This window comes from Streptomyces sp. NPDC001858 (assembly GCF_053594615.1).
This window is the reverse complement of the sequence record NZ_JBSFEV010000004.1, coordinates 122,443-139,437: the sequence shown is the minus strand read 5'-3', so window position 1 is coordinate 139,437 and position 16,995 is coordinate 122,443. Positions and strand designations below refer to the sequence as shown.

Below are 16,995 nucleotides of genomic sequence, written 5' to 3'. Positions count from 1 at the left end.
CAGACCGCACGGTGATCCGCGACACGGACACCGGCTACGGCAAAGGGGCCCCTCGGATGAGCGACCGCAAGCTCGCCGCCCAGTTCTTCGACGCCGCGATCGCCCTGCTGCAGCGGGCCCGCGACGAGGAGGCCGAGGCCGTCGACGCCGCCGGCACGCTCCTCGCCGACACCGTGGCGGCGGGCGGCCGTCTCTTCGCCTTCGGCGCCGGCCACTCCTCGCTCGCCGCCCAGGACGTCGTCTACCGCGCGGGCGGCCTCGCCCTGATGAACCTGCTCGCGGTGCCGGGCGTCGTCGGCGTCGACGTCCGGCCCGCGACCCTCGGCTCGGCCCTGGAGCGCGTCGACGGCCTCGCGAGCGCCGTCCTGGACACCTCGCCCCTGCGCGCGGGCGACGCCCTCGTGGTCATCTCGCTGTCCGGCCGCAACGCCCTGCCCGTGGAGATGGCCATGAACGCCCGCGCCCTGGGCGTGAAGGTCATCGGCGTGACGTCGGTGGCCTACGCCTCGGAGACGACGTCCCGGCATGCCTCGGGGACGTTCCTGAAGGACCACTGCGATGTCGTCCTGGACTCGAAGATCGCGGTCGGCGACGCCGAGCTGACCCTGGACACCATCCCCGCGCCGTTCGCCCCCGCCTCCACCGTCGTCACCTCGGCCCTGCTCCAGGCTGTCATGGCCACCGCGGCCGGCGTCCTCGCCGAGCGCGACATCGAGCCCCCGCTGCTGCGCTCCGGCAACGTGGACGGCGGCCACGACTGGAACGGACGGATCATGGACGAGTACGGGGACCGGATCTTCTACCGCCACTGAGGCCGGCGCCGCTGGGGCCTCCACTGAGGCCGGCGCGCCGAAACGCGCCACGCGCGTGTGTCGGGCCTCAGTCCTCGGCGGTCGCCTCGGTCAGGTCCGCGAGGTCCAGGGCGGTCGCTATCCGGACGGCGACGTCCTCCGCGTAGGAGGCGTCGGAGCGCTCGAAGGACGTACGGCCGCCGCCGCGCAGGAACGTCACCACGCCCAGGGTGCGGCCGCGGCTGCGCAGCACCGCGCACAGGGCGTGCACCGTGTCGTCGGGCCACTGGCGCGCCCGGGCCCACTCCCGCGCCTCGTCGGCCGCCACGGAGCCCACGCCGGCCCGCACGGAGCCGTTGCGCGCCACGCACTGCAGCGCCGGGTGGGTCTCGCCGTAGCGGACGGGCAGCCCCGCGTGTCCGGTGAGCGTGCTGGGGCCCGGCCCGCCCGACGGGGTCGCCGCGACCCGCATCAGCCGCAGCGGCCCGGCCGCCTCCGCGTCGGCCGCCGCACGGCCCATCACGCGGTCGACCAGGGCGTGGTCGGCGAACCCGGCGAGCGCGAAGTCGAGGTGGACGGTGGCCGCCTCGGCGGGATCCTCGCACTCGGCGGCCGCGCGGGCGGCCCGGTGCAGCTGGTTGGCGCGGAAGCGCAGCAGCGAGGCCTCCTGCTCGCCCTGCTTGGCCTCGGTGACGTCCTGGAAGAGCCAGCCGACGCCGAGCGGCACCGGCTCCTCGGCGAGCGGCGAGGCGAGCCGCAGGAAGCCGCTGCGCCAGCAGCGCCGCTTCTCGCCCTCCGGGGTGCGCACCCCGACCCACAGCTCGGCGGGGGCGGGCGGGGCGCCCTCGGCCAGGACGTGCGTCAGCGCGTTCTCCAGCTCCTCGGCGCCCCGGGTGAGCAGTTCGCCCAGCGGACGGCCCAGGACGGCCGTGCGGCCGGTGCCGAGCGCGCGGGCGGCGTGCGCGTTGACGACGGCGGGGCGCAGGTCGGCGTCGACCAGCACGACACCCCAGGAGGCGTCGTCGAAGAGGGCCTCGCTGAGCGCGATGGAGCGTTCCAGGTCGATCTGGGCGTGCACCTCGCTGAAGGCGCAGTACAGCCCGGCGGGCTTGCCGTCCGGACCGCGCACGGCGGCGGACTGGGTGCGCACGAGGACCCGGCCGCCGTCCTTCGTCACCAGCGCGAACTCGTGCACCTGGCGGCTCTGCGCGTGCATGGCGGCCATCAGCCGCCCCTCGATGTCCTCGGCGTCGGCCTCGCGCACCGCCCACCCGGCGAAGCCGTGCCGGCCGACGGCTTCGGCGGCGCTCCAGCCGAGGATGCGTTCGGCCTCGCGGTTCCAGTGGGTGACGACTCCGTCGCCGTCGAAGGCGCACAGGGCCGCGTCCATGCCGTCGAGCAGCGCGGCGAGCAGGTCGGCGCCGTCGGGGCCGACCGGGCCGCCGACGGTCCTTGGGCCGTCCTCACCGGACCGGTCGGGCTGCTCGGGCTCGTCCGGCCCCAGCTCGTCGGTGGTCCCACTACGCCGGGAAGCACTCACCTGAACCCCCTGCAGGTTCGCTCACTTGCCCTCATTCAACTCGAACGTGACGCAGCCCACATATGGTTCCCGCAAGATTGCAGAGGAATCGTTGCACCACCGCGCTGGTCACAGCGGGGCAGGAGCCGCAGGTCCGCCCATTCCGCCGCCTCCGTCAAGTTCTCAGAAAAACACTTGAGCCGACGGCGAGCACTTCTTAGTGTGGCTAGCACTTCGGAGAGGAGGTGGTTCGGCAGATGGATTCACACCGGACGGAAGAGGTGGCTGCGGGCTAGTGGCCCGTCACCCCATCTAGTGCGGTGCCGGACCAGCGTGTGCGAGACGCACGCAGCCGGCCAAACCAACGCAGTCACCCGACCCGCGAGTCGCCGGTACGTCCGGCCGGCCTCCTCCTCAGGGAGGACCAGACTCGCGGGTCGCCTGCTTTTCGCACGCAGTACGCTGGGTCCATGCTTTCGCTCGTTCGACGCCGCCACGTGGACTACGTCCGCGTCACGAGCATGGGCTGTCGACGCTCCAGCTCTGTCTGAGCCCCGTCCAGCCCCCCTTCGCGGTCACCACCGCCTGCGGTCTTCTCCTTCTCTGCCCACTTGGCACCCGTGCGCCGTCCCACCCACAGCGACGGCCGGGCCCCGTACACCCTGCGGACACACCATGACGAACGTGACGAACCGGTCGGCGAGCCTGTCGACGGACCCGTCGTACCAGCAACTGCCGATCATCGATCTCTCCGCCGCCGACCGCGGACCCCAGGCGCGGGCGCTGCTGCACGCGCAGTTGCACAGCGCCGCACACGACGTCGGGTTCTTCCAGCTGGTCGGGCACGGTGTCGGCGAGCGGGAGACCGCCGCGCTGCTGGCCGCCATGCGGGCCTTCTTCGCGCTGCCGGAGGCCGAGCGGCTCGCGATCGACAACGTGCACTCGCCGCACTTCCGCGGGTACACGCGGACCGGCGACGAGCGGACCGGCGGCCGGCAGGACTGGCGGGACCAGCTGGACATCGGGGCGGAGCGGCCCGCACGGATACCGGGGCCGGGCGAGCCCGCGTACTGGTGGCTGGAGGGGCCCAACCAGTGGCCCGCCGGGCTTCCCGAGCTGCGCAGCGCCACGCTCGCGTGGATCGAGCGGCTGAGCGCCGTCGCGGAGCGGCTGCTGCACGAGCTGCTCACCGCGATCGGGGCGCCGGTCGACTTCTACGACGCGGTCTTCGGCGAGCGCGCGCATCCGCATCTGAAGCTCGTGCGCTACCCGGGCAGCGCGGGCGACGGGGCCGGTCAGGGGGTGGGGGCGCACAAGGACTACGGGTTCCTCACGCTGCTGCTCCAGGACCGGGTCGGCGGACTGCAGGTGCAGCGCGCCGACGGCCTGTTCCATGACGTTCCGCCGCTGGACGGGGCCTTCGTGGTCAACCTGGGCGAGCTGCTGGAGGTGGCGACCGACGGGTATCTCGTCGCCACCAACCACCGGGTCGTGTCGCCGCCGAGCGCCGTGGAGCGGTTCTCCGTGCCGTTCTTCTACAACCCCCGGCTGGACGCCCGGGTCGAGCCGCTGCCCTTCCCGCACGCCTCCGCCGCCCCCGGCGTGACCGACGACCCGGCCAATCCCCTCTTCGCCGAGTACGGCTTCAACGAGCTGAAGGGCAAGCTGCGCGCCCATCCGCTGGTGGCGGAGCGGCATCACGCGGAGTTGCTCAGCCCCGCGTGACACCGCCGCGCGTGACGCCGTCCTGATTCCGGGGCGGGCACGCCCGCGCTCAGTCCCTGATGTCCGCGTAGCCCTCGATCTCGCGCGGGTCGCGGGTGCCCGGGCCGATGTAGCGGGCGGAGGGGCGGACCAGGCGGCCGGTGCGCTTCTGCTCCAGGATGTGCGCCGACCAGCCCGCCGTGCGGGCGCAGGAGAACATCGAGGTGAACATGTGCGCCGGGACCTCGGCGAAGTCCAGGACGATGGCCGCCCAGAACTCGACGTTCGTCGCCAGCACCCGGTCCGGGCGGCGGGCGTGGAGTTCGGCGAGGGCCGCCTTCTCCAGGGCCTCGGCCACCTCGAAGCGCGGGGCGCCCAGTTCGCGGGCCGTCCGGCGCAGCACGCGCGCGCGTGGGTCCTCGGCGCGGTAGACGCGGTGGCCGAAGCCCATGAGGCGCTCGCCCTTGTCGAGGGCCTGCCTGACGTAGGCGTCCGCGTCCCCGGTCCGTTCGATCTCCTCGATCATGCCGAGGACGCGGGAGGGCGCGCCGCCGTGCAGCGGGCCGGACATGGCTCCCACGGCGCCGGAGAGGGCGGCGGCGACGTCGGCGCCGGTGGAGGCGATGACGCGGGCGGTGAAGGTGGACGCGTTCATGCCGTGTTCGGCCGCGCTCGTCCAGTAGGCGTCGACGGCGGCCACGTGCTTGGGGTCGGGCTCGCCGCGCCAGCGGATCATGAACCGTTCGACGACGGACCTGGCCTTGTCGATCTCCCGCTGCGGGACCATCGGCGTGCCCTGGCCGCGCGCGGACTGGGCGACGTAGGAGAGGGCCATGACGGCGGCGCGGGCGAGGTCCTCGCGGGCCTGCTCGGCATCGATGTCGAGCAGGGGCTTGAGGCCCCAGACGGGGGCGAGCATGGCGAGCGCGGACTGCACGTCGACGCGGATGTCGCCGGAGTGGACGGGGATCGGGAACGGCTCGGCGGGCGGCAGGCCGGGGTTGAAGGCGCCGTCGACGAGCAGCCCCCAGACGTTGCCGAAGGAGACGTGGCCGACCAGGTCCTCGATGTCGACGCCCCGGTACCGCAGGGCGCCGCCTTCCTTGTCGGGTTCGGCGATCTCCGTCTCGAACGCGACGACTCCTTCGAGTCCGGGTACGAAGTCGGACATCAGGCGGCTCCTCGTGAGGTGTGCGACGGATGACACCGGCGGTTCCACGGCCTGAGGGAAGGCTCGCGGTCCTGGGCGCTCATCCCAGTGATGCCCCGTGCGGCCGACGGTCACCCAGCCGGGACGCACCGGGATGGCATCTGCACCATATCTCCGAGTGCCACCTTTGGGGAGTGGTCGCGGCACTCAGTGCCACCTTTCGTGGGGTGATCTGCGTCGGCGGGCCATACGGCAAGATGACTGCGTGACCGACGCAGACGCCGTCTCCCCCGGCCCCGTCCCCGACCCGGCCGCCATGCGCAAGCAGTACCGGGCCGAGGGTCTCACCGAGGCCGAGCTCGCCGCGACGCCCGTGGAGCAGTTCGCCCGCTGGTTCAAGGACGCGGCCGTCGAGGCCCATCTCTTCGAGCCGAACGCCATGGTCGTCTCCACCGCGGACGCCGAGGGCCGGCCCAGCTCCCGCACGGTGCTGCTGAAGCACTTCGACGAGCAGGGGTTCGTCTTCTACACCAACTACGACTCCGGCAAGGCCCGCGACCTCGCCGTGAACCCGTACGTCTCGCTGCTCTTCCCGTGGCATCCGATGGCCCGGCAGGTCATCGTGCGGGGCGTGGCCCGGCGCACCGGACGCGACGAGACCGCCGCGTACTTCCGGACCCGGCCGCACGGCTCGCAGCTCGGCGCGTGGGCCAGCGCCCAGTCCTCGGTGATCGCCACCCGCGCCGACCTCGACGCCTCCTACGCCGAGCTGGCGGCCCGCTACCCGGAGGGCGAGCAGGTGCCGGTGCCGCCGCACTGGGGCGGTTTCCGGGTGGCCCCGCAGTCGGTGGAGTTCTGGCAGGGCCGCCTGAACCGGCTGCACGACCGGCTGCGCTACACGGCCGAGGCGGACGGAAGCTGGCGGGTGGAGCGGCTCGGTCCGTGAGCGGCCCGGGCGGCCGGGCGCGGCTGGGCGCGGTTCAGATCTTGCCGGGGAGGAACGCCGTGCGGTGGCCCGGCAGGAACCCCGCCAGCCGGGCGCGGAACTCCTCGCTGAGCCAGGGCCAGTTCCAGAACGCGAAGCCGAGGTGGACGAAGGCCAGGTGGTCGTCGACCCAGTTCCAGGCGGGCAGCGGGACGGTCTCGGCGCAGGCGGGGCAGTCGACGTCGGCCTCGCCGGTTTTGTGCCACCGGTCGATCGCGAGGGAGAAGAGCGCCAGGTCGTCCGCGGCCGTCCCGCAGCGCGGGCAGGTCGCCGCCCCTGCCCGGTCGGTGAAGTCGCTGTGGAAGATGTGCCGCTCGGTGTGCACGGCGACGCCGTCCGGCGCGCCCCAGCGGGCGTCCGCCACCGCCTTGTGCCACTGGGGGCCGGGCGGATGGGCGGGATGATCGCCCAGCGCCCAGCCGGGTTCCGCCTCGGCGAGGACGATGCCCTCGGCGACCAGCCAGTCGACCACGGGCCGCGCGAGCTGCGGCGCTTCCTGCGCCGTCGCGTCGCGGTCGACGATCGTCTGGAATGTGTCTCCCATGCCGCAACCGTAGGTCCCGGCACTGACAACGCCCTCAGCCCGGCTGTTCGCCGAGCTGGTCCTCCAGCAGCACCGCCCACTGGGCCACGACCCGGTCCCGCCGCCCGCCGTCGTCGGTGAGGAGGTTGGCGAGGCCCAGGCCGCGGGCCATGTCCAGCAGGCCCTGGACCGTTTCGCGGACGCCGGGCACGGACTCGTCGGCGTCGAGGAGTTCGACGGCTATCCGGTGGGTCTCGCGGCCGACGCGGGCCTCCAGCTCCGTCACGCGCGGGCGCAGTTGCTCCTCGTTGGAGGCGGCGACCCAGAGGTGGAGGGCGGCGCGGAACAGCGGGCCGGTGTAGAGGTCGACGAGGGCGGTGACCACCGCGCGCCGGTCGCCCGTGGCGCCCTGCGGGAACAGGGCGCGCAGGGCTGTCGAGCGTTCCTCGGCGACGTACTCGACGGCCGCGGTGAACAGGTCCTCGCGGGTGGGGAAGTGGTGCTGGGCGGCGCCGCGGGAGACGCCCGCGCGTTCGGCGACTACGGAGACCGTGGAGCCCGCCCAGCCGTGTTCGGCGAGACAGGCCACGGCGGCCGCCAGGAGCCGCTGCCGGGTCGCCCGGCTGCGGTCCTGCTTGGGGGCGCGGTCGCGGTCGACTGCGCTCACAGCACCCATGCGGGATCCCGTCGTTCGAGGAAGGCCGTCATCCCCTCGCGGGCCTGCGGGGAGGCGAACAGCCGGGCCGAGAGCGCGCTGAGGTCGGCCGCGTCCCGGTCGAAGGTCTCCAGCACCCTAGCCGTGAGCAGCCGTTTCGTCTCGGCCAGCCCCTGGGGCGCGGAGCTGCGCAGACCGTCGAGGACGGGTTCGAGGACGGCGTCGACGTCGTCCCCCGCCGCGGTGAGCAGCCCGGTGCGGGCGGCTTCGGGGGCGTCGAAGCGCTCGCCGGTGAGGTAGTACCGGGAGAGGGCGCGGGGGTCGGCGCGCGGCAGCAGCGGCAGGGAGATCACCGCCGGCGCGACCCCGATGCGAACCTCGGTGAACGCGAACGTGGACGCCGTCGAGGCGGCGGCGATGTCGCAGGCGGCCAGCAGGCCCAGGCCGCCGGCCCGGACATGTCCGGCGACCCGGGCGACGACCGGCTTGGGCAGCTCCACGATCTGCCGCAGCAGGCCGACGAACGCCTCCGGGTCGGGAGGGTCGCGCAGGTCGGCGCCCGCGCAGAAGGTGGTGCCGGTGTGGGTGAGGACGACGGCCCGGACCTCGGGATCCGCGCCGCACTCGGCGAGGGCGTCGGCCAGGGCGCAGACGAGGGCCGCCGACAGCGCGTTGCGGGTGTCGGGCGAGTCGAGGCTGAGCGTCTCGACCCCGCGTTCCCGGGCCCGCCCGATCACGGTCGGCGGCGTCGTGGGCGTGGTGGGCGTCGTGGGCGTGGTGGGTGTCGTGGGCGTGGTGGGTGTCATGTGCGCTCCCTCAAGTTGCGGCGCAGGATCTTCCCGCTGGCCGCGCGTGGTACGGCGTCGATGAAGGTGACCTCGCGGACGCGCTTGTAGGGCGCGACGCGTTCGGCGACGTACATCGCGATCTCTCCTTCGGAGAGATGCGGGGCGGCGGGCTGACGCACCACGTACGCGTGCGGGACTTCGTTGCCGTCGTCGTTGTAGACGCCGATGACGGCCGCGTCCGCTATCCCGGGGTGGGTGAGCAGCAGCGCTTCCAGTTCGGCCGGGGCCACCTGGAAGCCCTTGTACTTGATCAGTTCCTTGACGCGGTCCACGACGAACAGCCAGCCGCCCTCGTCGACCCGCCCGACGTCACCGGTGTGCAGCCAGCCGGCGCCGTCGATCATGTCGGCGGTGGCGTCGGGACGCCGCAGATAGCCCTTCATGATCTGCGGGCCCCGGATGAGGATCTCGCCGGCCTCGCCGACCTCCAGGTCCTGGTCGGGGTCGTCGAGGGACACGATCCGCATCTCGGTGCCGGCGATGAGCTTGCCGACGGTGCCGGCGGGGGCCTCGCGCATGGCGTCGAGCGGGACGACGTGCGTGCCCGGGGACAGTTCCGTCATGCCGTAGGCCTGGCCGACGGGCGGCAGCTTCAGCCGCTTCGCGCAGGCCGCGGCGAGGTCGGCGTCCAGCGGCGCGGCCGCGCTGATGACGTACTGGAGGGACGACAGGTCGTAGAGGGCGACCGCCGGGTGCTTGGCGAGGGCGAGGACGATCGGCGGGGCCACGTACAGGCCGGTGATGCGGTGGTTCTGGATGGCCGCGAGGAACGTCTCCAGGTCGAAGCGGGGCAGCACGACGACCGTGGCGCCCTGCCGCAGCGGCGCGTTCATCAGCGCCGTCAGGCCGTAGATGTGAAAGAAGGGCAGCACGGCGAGGATGCGGTCGCCGGGGCCCGCCCGCATCACCGACCGGAGCTGGTCGAGGTTGGTGGCGATCTGCCGGTGGGTGAGCATCACGCCCTTGGGCACGCCGGTCGTGCCGGAGGAGTACGGCAGGGCGGCCACATCGGTCACCGGGTCGATGTCCACCCGGGGCTCGGGAGCCGTCGAGGCGAGCATGTCGATCAGCGAGCGGTGCCCGGCCGCGCTGTCGCAGACGAAGATCTCCTCGACGCCGCCCGCGAGTTCGGCGGCCCGCCGGGCCGTCTGGAGCAGCGGGGACACGGTGACGATCCAGCGCGCGGCCGAGTCCTCCAGCTGCTTGGCGAACTCCTCCGGCGTGGCCTGCGGATGCACGGTGGTGACGGTGGCCCCCGCGCGCGTGGCCGCGTAGAACGCGATCGGGAACGCCACGGTGTTGGGGCTGTGCAGGGCCAGGACGTCGCCCTTGCGGACCCCGGCCTCGGCGAGCGCGGCGGCGACGCTCCGGTGGAACCGGTCCACCTGGTCGTAGGTGAGCGTGGCGCCGTCCGTGCCGTCGATGAGCGCGGGCAGCTCGCCGAACTCCGCGGCGCGGCCCAGCACGGCCTCGTGGATGGGGAGTTCGACTGGCGGGACGTCTGCGTACTCGCTGCGGAACATCGTTCCTCCAAGGCGGGTCAGTACGACTTGGGCAGGCCCAGGGTCTGGTGGGAGACGTAGTTCAGAATCATCTCCCGGCTCACCGGGGCGATACGAGCCACGCGCGACGCCGTGATCAGCCTGGCGATCCCGAACTCGGTGGTGAGGCCGTTGCCGCCGAGGGTCTGCACCGCCTGGTCGACGGCCTTCACACAGGCCTCCCCCGCCGCGTACTTCGCCATGTTGGCGGCCTCGCCCGCGCCCGTGTCGTCCCCCGCGTCGTACAGGTGGGCCGCCTTCTGCATCATCAGGCGGGCCAGTTCGAGCTCGATGTGCGCCTGTGCGAGGGGGTGCGCGACGGCCTGGTGGGCGCCGATCGGGGTCTTCCAGACGGTGCGCTCGCGGGCGTACTCGACCGCGCGGGACAGCGCGTGGCGGCCCATGCCGATCGCGAACGCGGCCGTCATGATCCGCTCGGGGTTGAGGCCGGCGAACAGCTGGAGCAGACCCGCGTCCTCGTCCCCGACGAGCGCCTCCGGCGGGAGCCGTACGTCGTCCAGGACCAGCTCGAACTGCTTCTCCTCGCAGTCCAGTTCCATGTCGATCCGGCGGCGGGTGAAGCCGGGCGCATCACGCGGGACGATGAAGAGGCTGGGCTTGAGGCGGCCCGTGCGGGCGTCTTCCGTGCGGCCGACGACGAGGGTCGCGTCCGCGATGTCCACGCCGGAGACGAAGACCTTGCGGCCGGTCAGCAGCCAGTCGCCGGTGGCGCTGTCGCGGCGGGCGGTGGTGGTGAGGCGGTGGCTGTTGGAGCCGGCGTCGGGCTCTGTGATGCCGAACGCCATGAGGCGGCTGCCGTCCGCGAGCGCGGGCAGCCACTCCTGCTTCTGGGCCTCCGTGCCGAAGCGGGCGATCACGGTGCCGCAGATCGCCGGGGAGACGATCATCATCAGGAGGGGGTTGCCCGCGGCGCCGAGCTCTTCGAGGACGAGGCAGAGTTCGGTGATGCCGCCGCCGCCTCCGCCGTAGGCCTCCGGGAGGTTGACGCCGATGTAGCCGAGTTTGGCCGCGGCCTGCCAGAGGTCACCGGTGTCGGTGTGGGCCTTGGCGAAGGCGGCCACCGCTGCGCGCAGTGCCTTGTGCTCGTCGGATTCGATCAGGGTCGTCACGGTGGCTCCTTTGGCTGCGGGTTCGTTGTGGCCGGTCGCGCAGTTCCTCGCGCCCCTAAGGCCGGTCGGCCTCCACGACCGCCAAGACCTCGCCCATCTCCACTTGCTGCCCCTCTGTCACCGGCAGCGCCGTCACCGTCCCCGTCGCCGGGGCGGAGATGACGTGTTGCATCTTCATCGCTTCGAGCCACACCAGCGGTTCTCCCGCTTCGACACTCGATCCGGTGATGAGAGTCGGCGCCAGCTTGACGACCGTTCCCGGCATCGGGGCCAGGAGCGAGCCGGCGGCATGCTGGGTCTGCGGAGCCGGGAAGCGCGGAAGGGCCGTCAGGGTCTCCCCGTTGACGTGGACCTGGTCGCCGTAGCGGGCCACCTCGAAACGACGGCGTACCCCGTCGATCTCCAGAACGACCAGGGCCGGGTCGGCGTGCACGACCCGGACGCCCTCGGCGGTCGGGCCGGTCCGTCCGTACGCGTACCCGACCTCGATCTCCTCGCCGCCCCTCGCGTACCGCCTCGTCTGCGGCTGGGAGGGCAGGTTGCGCCAGCCGCCCCAGCGTGAGCCGGTGCGTGCTGCGTCCGCGAGGGCCGCGGCCAGGGGGACGAGCGGATCGGCGGCCGGGGCGGTCAGCTCGGGCAGGTGGCGGTCGTAGAAGCCCGTGTCCATACGGGCCGAGGTGAACTCCTCGTGGCGCAGGGAGCGGACGAGAAGGTCCCGGTTGGTGGTCGGGCCGTGGATCGTCGCCTGTTCCAGCGCGCCCGCGAGGGTGCGGATCGCCTCCGCGCGCGTGGGGGCGTGCGCGACGACCTTGGCGAGCATGGGGTCGTAGTGGACGCCGATCGGGTCGCCGTCCTCGAAGCCCGTGTCCAGGCGGACGCTCGTCGGGACGGCCAGCCGGTGCAGGACGCCGGTCTGCGGGGTCCAGTCCTTCGCCGGGTCCTCCGCGTAGAGGCGGGCCTCGACGGCGTGCCCACGCGCGCGTGGGGGTTCGGCGCCGAGCGCCCCGCCCTCCGCGACGCGGAGCTGCTCGGCCACCAGATCCAGGCCGAAGACCGTCTCCGTGACGGGGTGTTCGACCTGGAGCCGGGTGTTCATCTCCAGGAAGTGCGCCCGGCCGTCGGCGACCAGGAACTCGACCGTGCCCGCCCCGACGTAGTCCACCGCGCGGGCGGCGCGTACGGCCAGCGTGCGCAGCTCGGCGTCCAGCTCCGGCGGCAGACCGGGCGCCGGGGCCTCCTCGATCACCTTCTGGTGGCGGCGCTGCAGCGAGCAGTCGCGGGTGCCCAGCGCCCACACCGTGCCGTGGGTGTCGGCGAGGATCTGGACCTCGACATGGCGGCCGTCCTCGATGTAGGGCTCGACGAACACCTCGCCGTCGCCGAAGGCGCTCGCCGCCTCCGCGCGGGCGGCCTCCAGGGCGGCGGCCAGGTCCTCCAGCCGGCGTACGACGCGCATGCCGCGTCCGCCGCCGCCCGCCGCCGCCTTCACCAGGACCGGCAGGTCGGCCCGCGTCACCGCGTCCGGGGCCAGGGGTGCGAGGCCCATCAGCTCCTTCGCGCGCGTCTTGGACGCCATCGCCTCGATCGCCGCCGGCGGCGGGCCGATCCAGACCAGTCCCGCGTCCAGGACGGCGCGCGCGAACTCGGCGTTCTCGGAGAGGAAGCCGTAGCCGGGGTGCACGGCGTCCGCGCCCGCCGCGACGGCCGCCTTCACGATCAGGTCGCCGCGCAGGTAGGTGTCGGCGGGGGCCGCCCCCGGGAGTCGTACCGCCAGGTCGGCCACGCGCGCGTGGAGCGCGTTGTCGTCCGCGTCCGAGTGCACGGCGACCGTCCGGATTCCCGACGCGCCGCAGGTGCGGAAGATGCGGCAGGCGATCTCGCCGCGATTCGCCACCAGAACCGAAGTAATCATGAGCCTCACATCCGGAAGACGCCGAAGCCGCCGCGCGCACCTTCGTACGGCGCCGTGTGGATGGCTGACAGGCACAGTCCCAGGACCGTGCGGGTGTCGCGCGGGTCGATGACGCCGTCGTCGTAGAGGCGTCCCGACAGGAACATCGGCAGCGACTCCGACTCGATCTGCTGCTCCACCATGGCGCGCAGGGCGGCGTCGCCGTCCTCGTCGTAGGGCCGGCCCTTCGCCGCCGCCGACTGGCGGGCGACGATCGACAGGACGCCGGCGAGCTGCTGCGGGCCCATGACGGCCGACTTGGCGCTCGGCCAGGCGAAGAGGAAGCGGGGGTCGTAGGCGCGGCCGCACATGCCGTAGTGGCCGGCGCCGTACGACGCGCCCATGAGCACGGACAGATGCGGGACCGTCGAATTGGAGACCGCGTTGATCATCATCGCGCCGTGCTTGATGATGCCGCCCTGCTCGTACTCGCGGCCGACCATGTAGCCGGTGGTGTTGTGCAGGAACAGCAGCGGGATGTCGCGCTGGTTGGCGAGCTGGATGAACTGTGCGGCCTTCTGGGACTCCGCGGAGAACAGGACGCCCTGGGCGTTCGCCAGGATGCCCACCGGATAGCCGTGCAGCGCCGCCCAGCCGGTCACCAGGCTGCTGCCGTACAGCGGCTTGAACTCGTCGAAGTCGGAGGCGTCGACGATCCGGGCGATGACCTCGCGCGGGTCGAAGGGCGTGCGCAGATCCCCGGGGACGATCCCCAGAAGCTCTTCCTCGTCATACTTGGGAGCTACGACCGGGCCCGGATCCCGGTGCGCCTTGCGGTGGTTGAGGCGGGCCACCACCCGCCGGGCCTGCCGCAGCGCGTCCCGCTCGTCGACGGCGAAGTAGTCGGCGAGGCCCGACACGCGCGCGTGCATCTCCGCGCCGCCCAGCGACTCGTCGTCGCTCTCCTCGCCGGTGGCCATCTTGACCAGCGGCGGCCCGCCGAGGAACACCTTCGCCCGTTCCTTGACCATGATCACGTGGTCGGACATGCCGGGGATGTACGCACCGCCGGCGGTGGAGTTGCCGAAGACGACGGCGACGGTCGGGATGCCGGCGGCGGAGAGCCGGGTCAGGTCGCGGAAGACCGCGCCGCCCGGGATGAAGATCTCCTTCTGGGACGGCAGGTCCGCGCCGCCCGACTCCACCAGGCTGATCAGGGGCAGCCGGTTGGCGAGGGCGATGTCGTTCGCGCGCAGCGCCTTCTTCAGCGACCAGGGGTTGCTGGCGCCGCCGCGCACGGTCGGATCGTTGGCGGTGATCAGGCACTCGACGCCCTCGACGACCCCGATGCCGGTGACGAGCGACGCGCCCACCGTGTACTCGCTGCCCCAGGCCGCCAGCGGCGACAGCTCCAGGAACGGCGTGTCGGGGTCGAGGAGCAGCTCGATGCGCTCACGGGCGAGGAGCTTGCCACGCGCGCGGTGCCGGGCGACGTACTTCTCGCCGCCCCCCGCCAGCGCCTTCGCGTGCTCGGCGGCCAGATCGTCGAGCTTGGCGAGCATGGCCTCGCGATGCGCGCGATGGTCGGGGCCGTGGGTGTCCAGGGTGGACGTGATGACCGTCACAGGAGGGCCTCCGGGATGTCCAGGCAGCGGGAGCGCAGCCATTCGCCGAGCGCCTTGGCCTGCGGGTCGAAGCGGTGCTGGGCGGCGACGCCGGCGCCGAGGACGCCCTCGACGACGAAGTTGAGGGCGCGCAGATTCGGGAGGGCGTGGCGGGTGACGGTCAGCCCCTGGCTCTCGGGGATGAGCTGCTGGAACCTGTCGGCCGTCAGCTCGTGCGCGAGCCAGCGCCAGGCCTCGTCCGTGCGGGCCCACACCCCGACGTTGGCGTTCCCGCCCTTGTCGCCGCTGCGGGCCCCGGCGACGAGCCCGAGGGGCGCGCGCCGCACGGGCCCCGCCGGCAGCGGATCCGGCAGCTCCGATTCCGCCACCGCCTCCAGTACGAGGGTGTCGGCGGCCGGGGGCGCGGGGACGGGCTCGCGGCGCCCGTCGTCGTGGACGGCGACGTGCTCGACGTCGTCCTGGGGGAGGTACGCGGCCTCGAACACCCCGTAGGGGGAGCCCTTCCCGGGCGGCGCGAGCACATGGAACCCGGGGTAGCTCCCCAGCGCCAGCTCCACGGCGGCGCCGCTCAACGCCCGCCCCACGACGGCCTGTTCCGGGTCCCGTACGACGAGGCGGAGCAGTGCGCTCGCCGTCTCCTCGGTGTCGGCGTCGGGACGATCCGTACGGACCAGCTCCCACCGCACCTCCTGCGGACGGGACTTGGCGAACGCGTCCGCCAGCTGCTCGCGCACGAGGGCCGCCTTGGCCTCGATGTCGAGTCCGGTGAGCACGAAGACGACCTCGTTGCGGAAGCCGCCGAGGCGGGTGCGGCCGACTTTGAGGGTCGGGGGCGGGGCCTCGCCGCGCACGCCGTCGATCCGCACCCGGTCGGGGCCGTCCTGGGTGAGTCGTACGGTGTCCAGACGGGCGGTGACGTCGGGGCCCGCGTACCGGGCGCCGGCCGTCTCGTAGAGGAGCTGCGCGGTCACCGTGCCGACGTCGACGAAGCCGCCGGTGCCGGGGTGCTTGGTGATGACGCTGCTGCCGTCCGCGTGGATCTCGGCGAGGGGGAAGCCGGGTCGCCGCAGGTCACGGCCCCCCGGCCGGTCTTCGGCGAAGAAGGCGTAGTTGCCGCCGGTGGCCTGCGTCCCGCATTCCAGGACGTGCCCGGCGACGACGGCCCCCGCGAGCCGGTCGTGGTCGCCCGGCCGCCAGCCGAAGTGGGCGGCGGCCGGCCCCATGACCAGCGCCGCGTCGGTGACGCGTCCCGTGACGACGATGTCCGCGCCCGCCCGCAGACAGGCGGCGATGCCGAAGCCGCCGAGGTAGGCGTGGGCGGTGAGGCTGCCGGGGTGGGCAGGGCCGACGTCGTCGCCCTCGACGTGCGCGACGCGTGCGGGGATGCCGAGCCGGTCCGCCAACTGCCGTACGGCGTAGGCGAGTCCGGCCGGATTGAGGCCGCCCGCGTTGGTGACGATCCGCACGCGGCGGTCGTGGGCGAGGCCGAGGGACTCCTCCAGCTGCCGCAGGAAGGTGCGGGCGTAGCCGGCGGACGGGTCCTTGAGCCGGTCCCGGCCCAGGATCAGCATGGTCAGTTCGGCGAGGTAGTCGCCGGTGAGGACGTCGAGTTCGCCGCCCGTGAGCATCTCGCGGACCGCGTCGAAGCGGTCGCCGTAGAAGCCGGAGGCGTTGCCGATGCGCAGGACCGTCGCCGTCGCCGCACGAGAAGTGGCCGGGGCGGTCACCGGGCGGTTCCCTTCGGCGGGCGGCCGGTGCCGGGCGGGCCCGCGAAGGCCTGGGCGACGTCCAGCCAGCGGTCGGCGTCGGGGCCCTCGGCGCGCAGGGCGAGGTCGGCGCGGTTTGCGCGCCGGGTGACCAGGAGGCAGAAGTCGAGGGCGGGGCCGGTGACGCGGTCGTCGGCGTCCTCGGGCCCGTACACCCACGACTCGCCGGCGGGGCCCGTCAGCTCGACCCGGAACTCCTCGAACGGCACGGGCTGTCCGTGCAGGCCGAGGGCGTAGTCGCGGGTGCGGACGCCGAGCCGGACGATGTGCCGCAGCCGGTCGGTGGGCGCGGGCACGACGCCCAGCGCGTCGGCGACGTCCAGGCCGTGGGCCCAGGTCTCCATCAGCCGGGCGGTGGCCATCGAAGCGGCCGACATGGGCGGGCCGTACCAGGGGAAACGCGCTCCCTCGGGGGCCGCCCGCAGGGCGTTCTGCAGGGCCTCGCGCTCCGCCCGCCAGGCGCCCAGCAGCCGCACGGGCGGCTTCGCGACGCCCTGCTCGGCCCCGTTGTCCACGAAGTCGCCGGGCTCGGCCAGCGCCTTCTCGACCTCACGGGCGAAGGCGGCCTGGTCGGTCACGGCCAGCAGGGAGGAGTGGTCGGTCCAGGTGAGATGCGCGATCTGGTGGGCGACGGTCCAGCCGGCGGCCGGGGTCGGCAGCGCCCACTGCTCCGGCTCCAACTCGGCGACGAGCCGGTCCAGTTCGTCGCCTTCGGCGCGGAGATCATCGAGCACGGGGGTGGGGTCGGCCATGGGGCGAGCTTGGCACCGACCCCAGAAACAATCAAGCATGCTTGCATTAATTCGGCCAAGCCGCTCATCCCCACGAGAACAAGCCGCTCGTCCCCATGAGGATCAAGGCCCTCGC

14 protein-coding genes are annotated in these 16,995 nt (G+C 73.2%); 3 read left to right on the top strand and 11 right to left on the bottom strand.

Going from position 1 to position 16,995, the window contains the following annotated elements; translation table 11 throughout:
- The first annotated feature begins 56 nt into the window (after positions 1–56).
- Complete coding sequence (locus ACWCPF_RS07325; RefSeq protein WP_451043988.1) at positions 57–812, top strand: SIS domain-containing protein; 756 nt, start codon at positions 57–59, stop codon at positions 810–812.
- 67 nt (positions 813–879) lie between these two features.
- Here the strand turns inward: ACWCPF_RS07325 and ACWCPF_RS07320 are convergent, their stop codons facing one another.
- Positions 880–2,331 (bottom strand): PAS domain-containing protein, encoded by a 1,452-nt coding sequence (locus tag ACWCPF_RS07320; RefSeq protein ID WP_451043987.1) that lies wholly within the window; start codon positions 2,329–2,331, stop codon positions 880–882.
- A 654-nt stretch (positions 2,332–2,985) separates the two neighbouring features.
- Between ACWCPF_RS07320 and ACWCPF_RS07315 the strand changes: the two genes are divergently transcribed.
- A complete protein-coding gene (locus tag ACWCPF_RS07315; protein ID WP_451043986.1) occupies positions 2,986–4,035 on the top strand; it encodes an isopenicillin N synthase family dioxygenase in 1,050 nt (349 codons plus the stop codon).
- A 49-nt stretch (positions 4,036–4,084) separates the two neighbouring features.
- Here the strand turns inward: ACWCPF_RS07315 and ACWCPF_RS07310 are convergent, their stop codons facing one another.
- The gene (locus tag ACWCPF_RS07310) at positions 4,085–5,185 is read right to left on the bottom strand and encodes a citrate synthase 2 (RefSeq protein WP_451043985.1); all 1,101 of its coding nucleotides are present in this window, start codon (positions 5,183–5,185) and stop codon (positions 4,085–4,087) included.
- A 244-nt stretch (positions 5,186–5,429) separates the two neighbouring features.
- On the opposite strand from ACWCPF_RS07310, the gene pdxH reads away from it, so the two are divergent.
- Positions 5,430–6,110, top strand: a complete 681-nt coding sequence (pdxH, locus tag ACWCPF_RS07305; protein WP_451043984.1) for a pyridoxamine 5'-phosphate oxidase — start codon at positions 5,430–5,432, stop codon at positions 6,108–6,110.
- A 34-nt stretch (positions 6,111–6,144) separates the two neighbouring features.
- Here pdxH and ACWCPF_RS07300 read toward each other — a convergent pair whose 3' ends face one another.
- Genes ACWCPF_RS07300 through ACWCPF_RS07260 form a run of 9 tightly spaced genes read right to left on the bottom strand, consistent with a single transcriptional unit; the run spans position 6,145 to position 16,880 of the window.
- Positions 6,145–6,693 carry a hypothetical protein gene (locus tag ACWCPF_RS07300; RefSeq protein WP_451043983.1) on the bottom strand — a complete coding sequence of 183 codons (549 nt, stop codon included), beginning with the start codon at positions 6,691–6,693 and terminating at the stop codon, positions 6,145–6,147.
- A 34-nt stretch (positions 6,694–6,727) separates the two neighbouring features.
- Positions 6,728–7,348, bottom strand: coding sequence for a TetR/AcrR family transcriptional regulator (locus ACWCPF_RS07295; protein ID WP_451043982.1), 621 nt, complete (start codon positions 7,346–7,348; stop codon positions 6,728–6,730).
- Entirely contained in the window at positions 7,336–8,133 is a 798-nt protein-coding gene (locus tag ACWCPF_RS07290) for an enoyl-CoA hydratase family protein (RefSeq protein WP_451043981.1), read from the bottom strand. Before ACWCPF_RS07290 ends, ACWCPF_RS07295 begins: the two co-directional genes overlap by 13 nt.
- Entirely contained in the window at positions 8,130–9,698 is a 1,569-nt protein-coding gene (locus ACWCPF_RS07285; RefSeq protein WP_451043980.1) for a 4-coumarate--CoA ligase family protein, read from the bottom strand. The genes ACWCPF_RS07290 and ACWCPF_RS07285 overlap by 4 nt, the downstream gene beginning before the upstream one ends.
- A 17-nt stretch (positions 9,699–9,715) precedes the next feature.
- Positions 9,716–10,846 (bottom strand): acyl-CoA dehydrogenase family protein, encoded by a 1,131-nt coding sequence (locus ACWCPF_RS07280; RefSeq protein ID WP_451043979.1) that lies wholly within the window; start codon positions 10,844–10,846, stop codon positions 9,716–9,718.
- Positions 10,847–10,901: 55 nt separating this feature from the next.
- Entirely contained in the window at positions 10,902–12,758 is a 1,857-nt protein-coding gene (locus ACWCPF_RS07275; protein ID WP_451043978.1) for an ATP-binding protein, read from the bottom strand.
- 5 nt (positions 12,759–12,763) lie between these two features.
- Positions 12,764–14,404 carry an acyl-CoA carboxylase subunit beta gene (locus ACWCPF_RS07270; protein WP_451043977.1) on the bottom strand — a complete coding sequence of 547 codons (1,641 nt, stop codon included), beginning with the start codon at positions 14,402–14,404 and terminating at the stop codon, positions 12,764–12,766.
- Positions 14,359–16,089: an acyclic terpene utilization AtuA family protein gene (locus ACWCPF_RS07265; RefSeq protein WP_451043976.1), complete on the bottom strand. Its 1,731-nt coding sequence runs from the start codon at positions 16,087–16,089 to the stop codon at positions 14,359–14,361. Before ACWCPF_RS07265 ends, ACWCPF_RS07270 begins: the two co-directional genes overlap by 46 nt.
- Positions 16,086–16,880 carry a TIGR03084 family metal-binding protein gene (locus tag ACWCPF_RS07260; RefSeq protein WP_451043975.1) on the bottom strand — a complete coding sequence of 265 codons (795 nt, stop codon included), beginning with the start codon at positions 16,878–16,880 and terminating at the stop codon, positions 16,086–16,088. The genes ACWCPF_RS07265 and ACWCPF_RS07260 overlap by 4 nt, the downstream gene beginning before the upstream one ends.
- Positions 16,881–16,995: the final 115 nt, after the last annotated feature.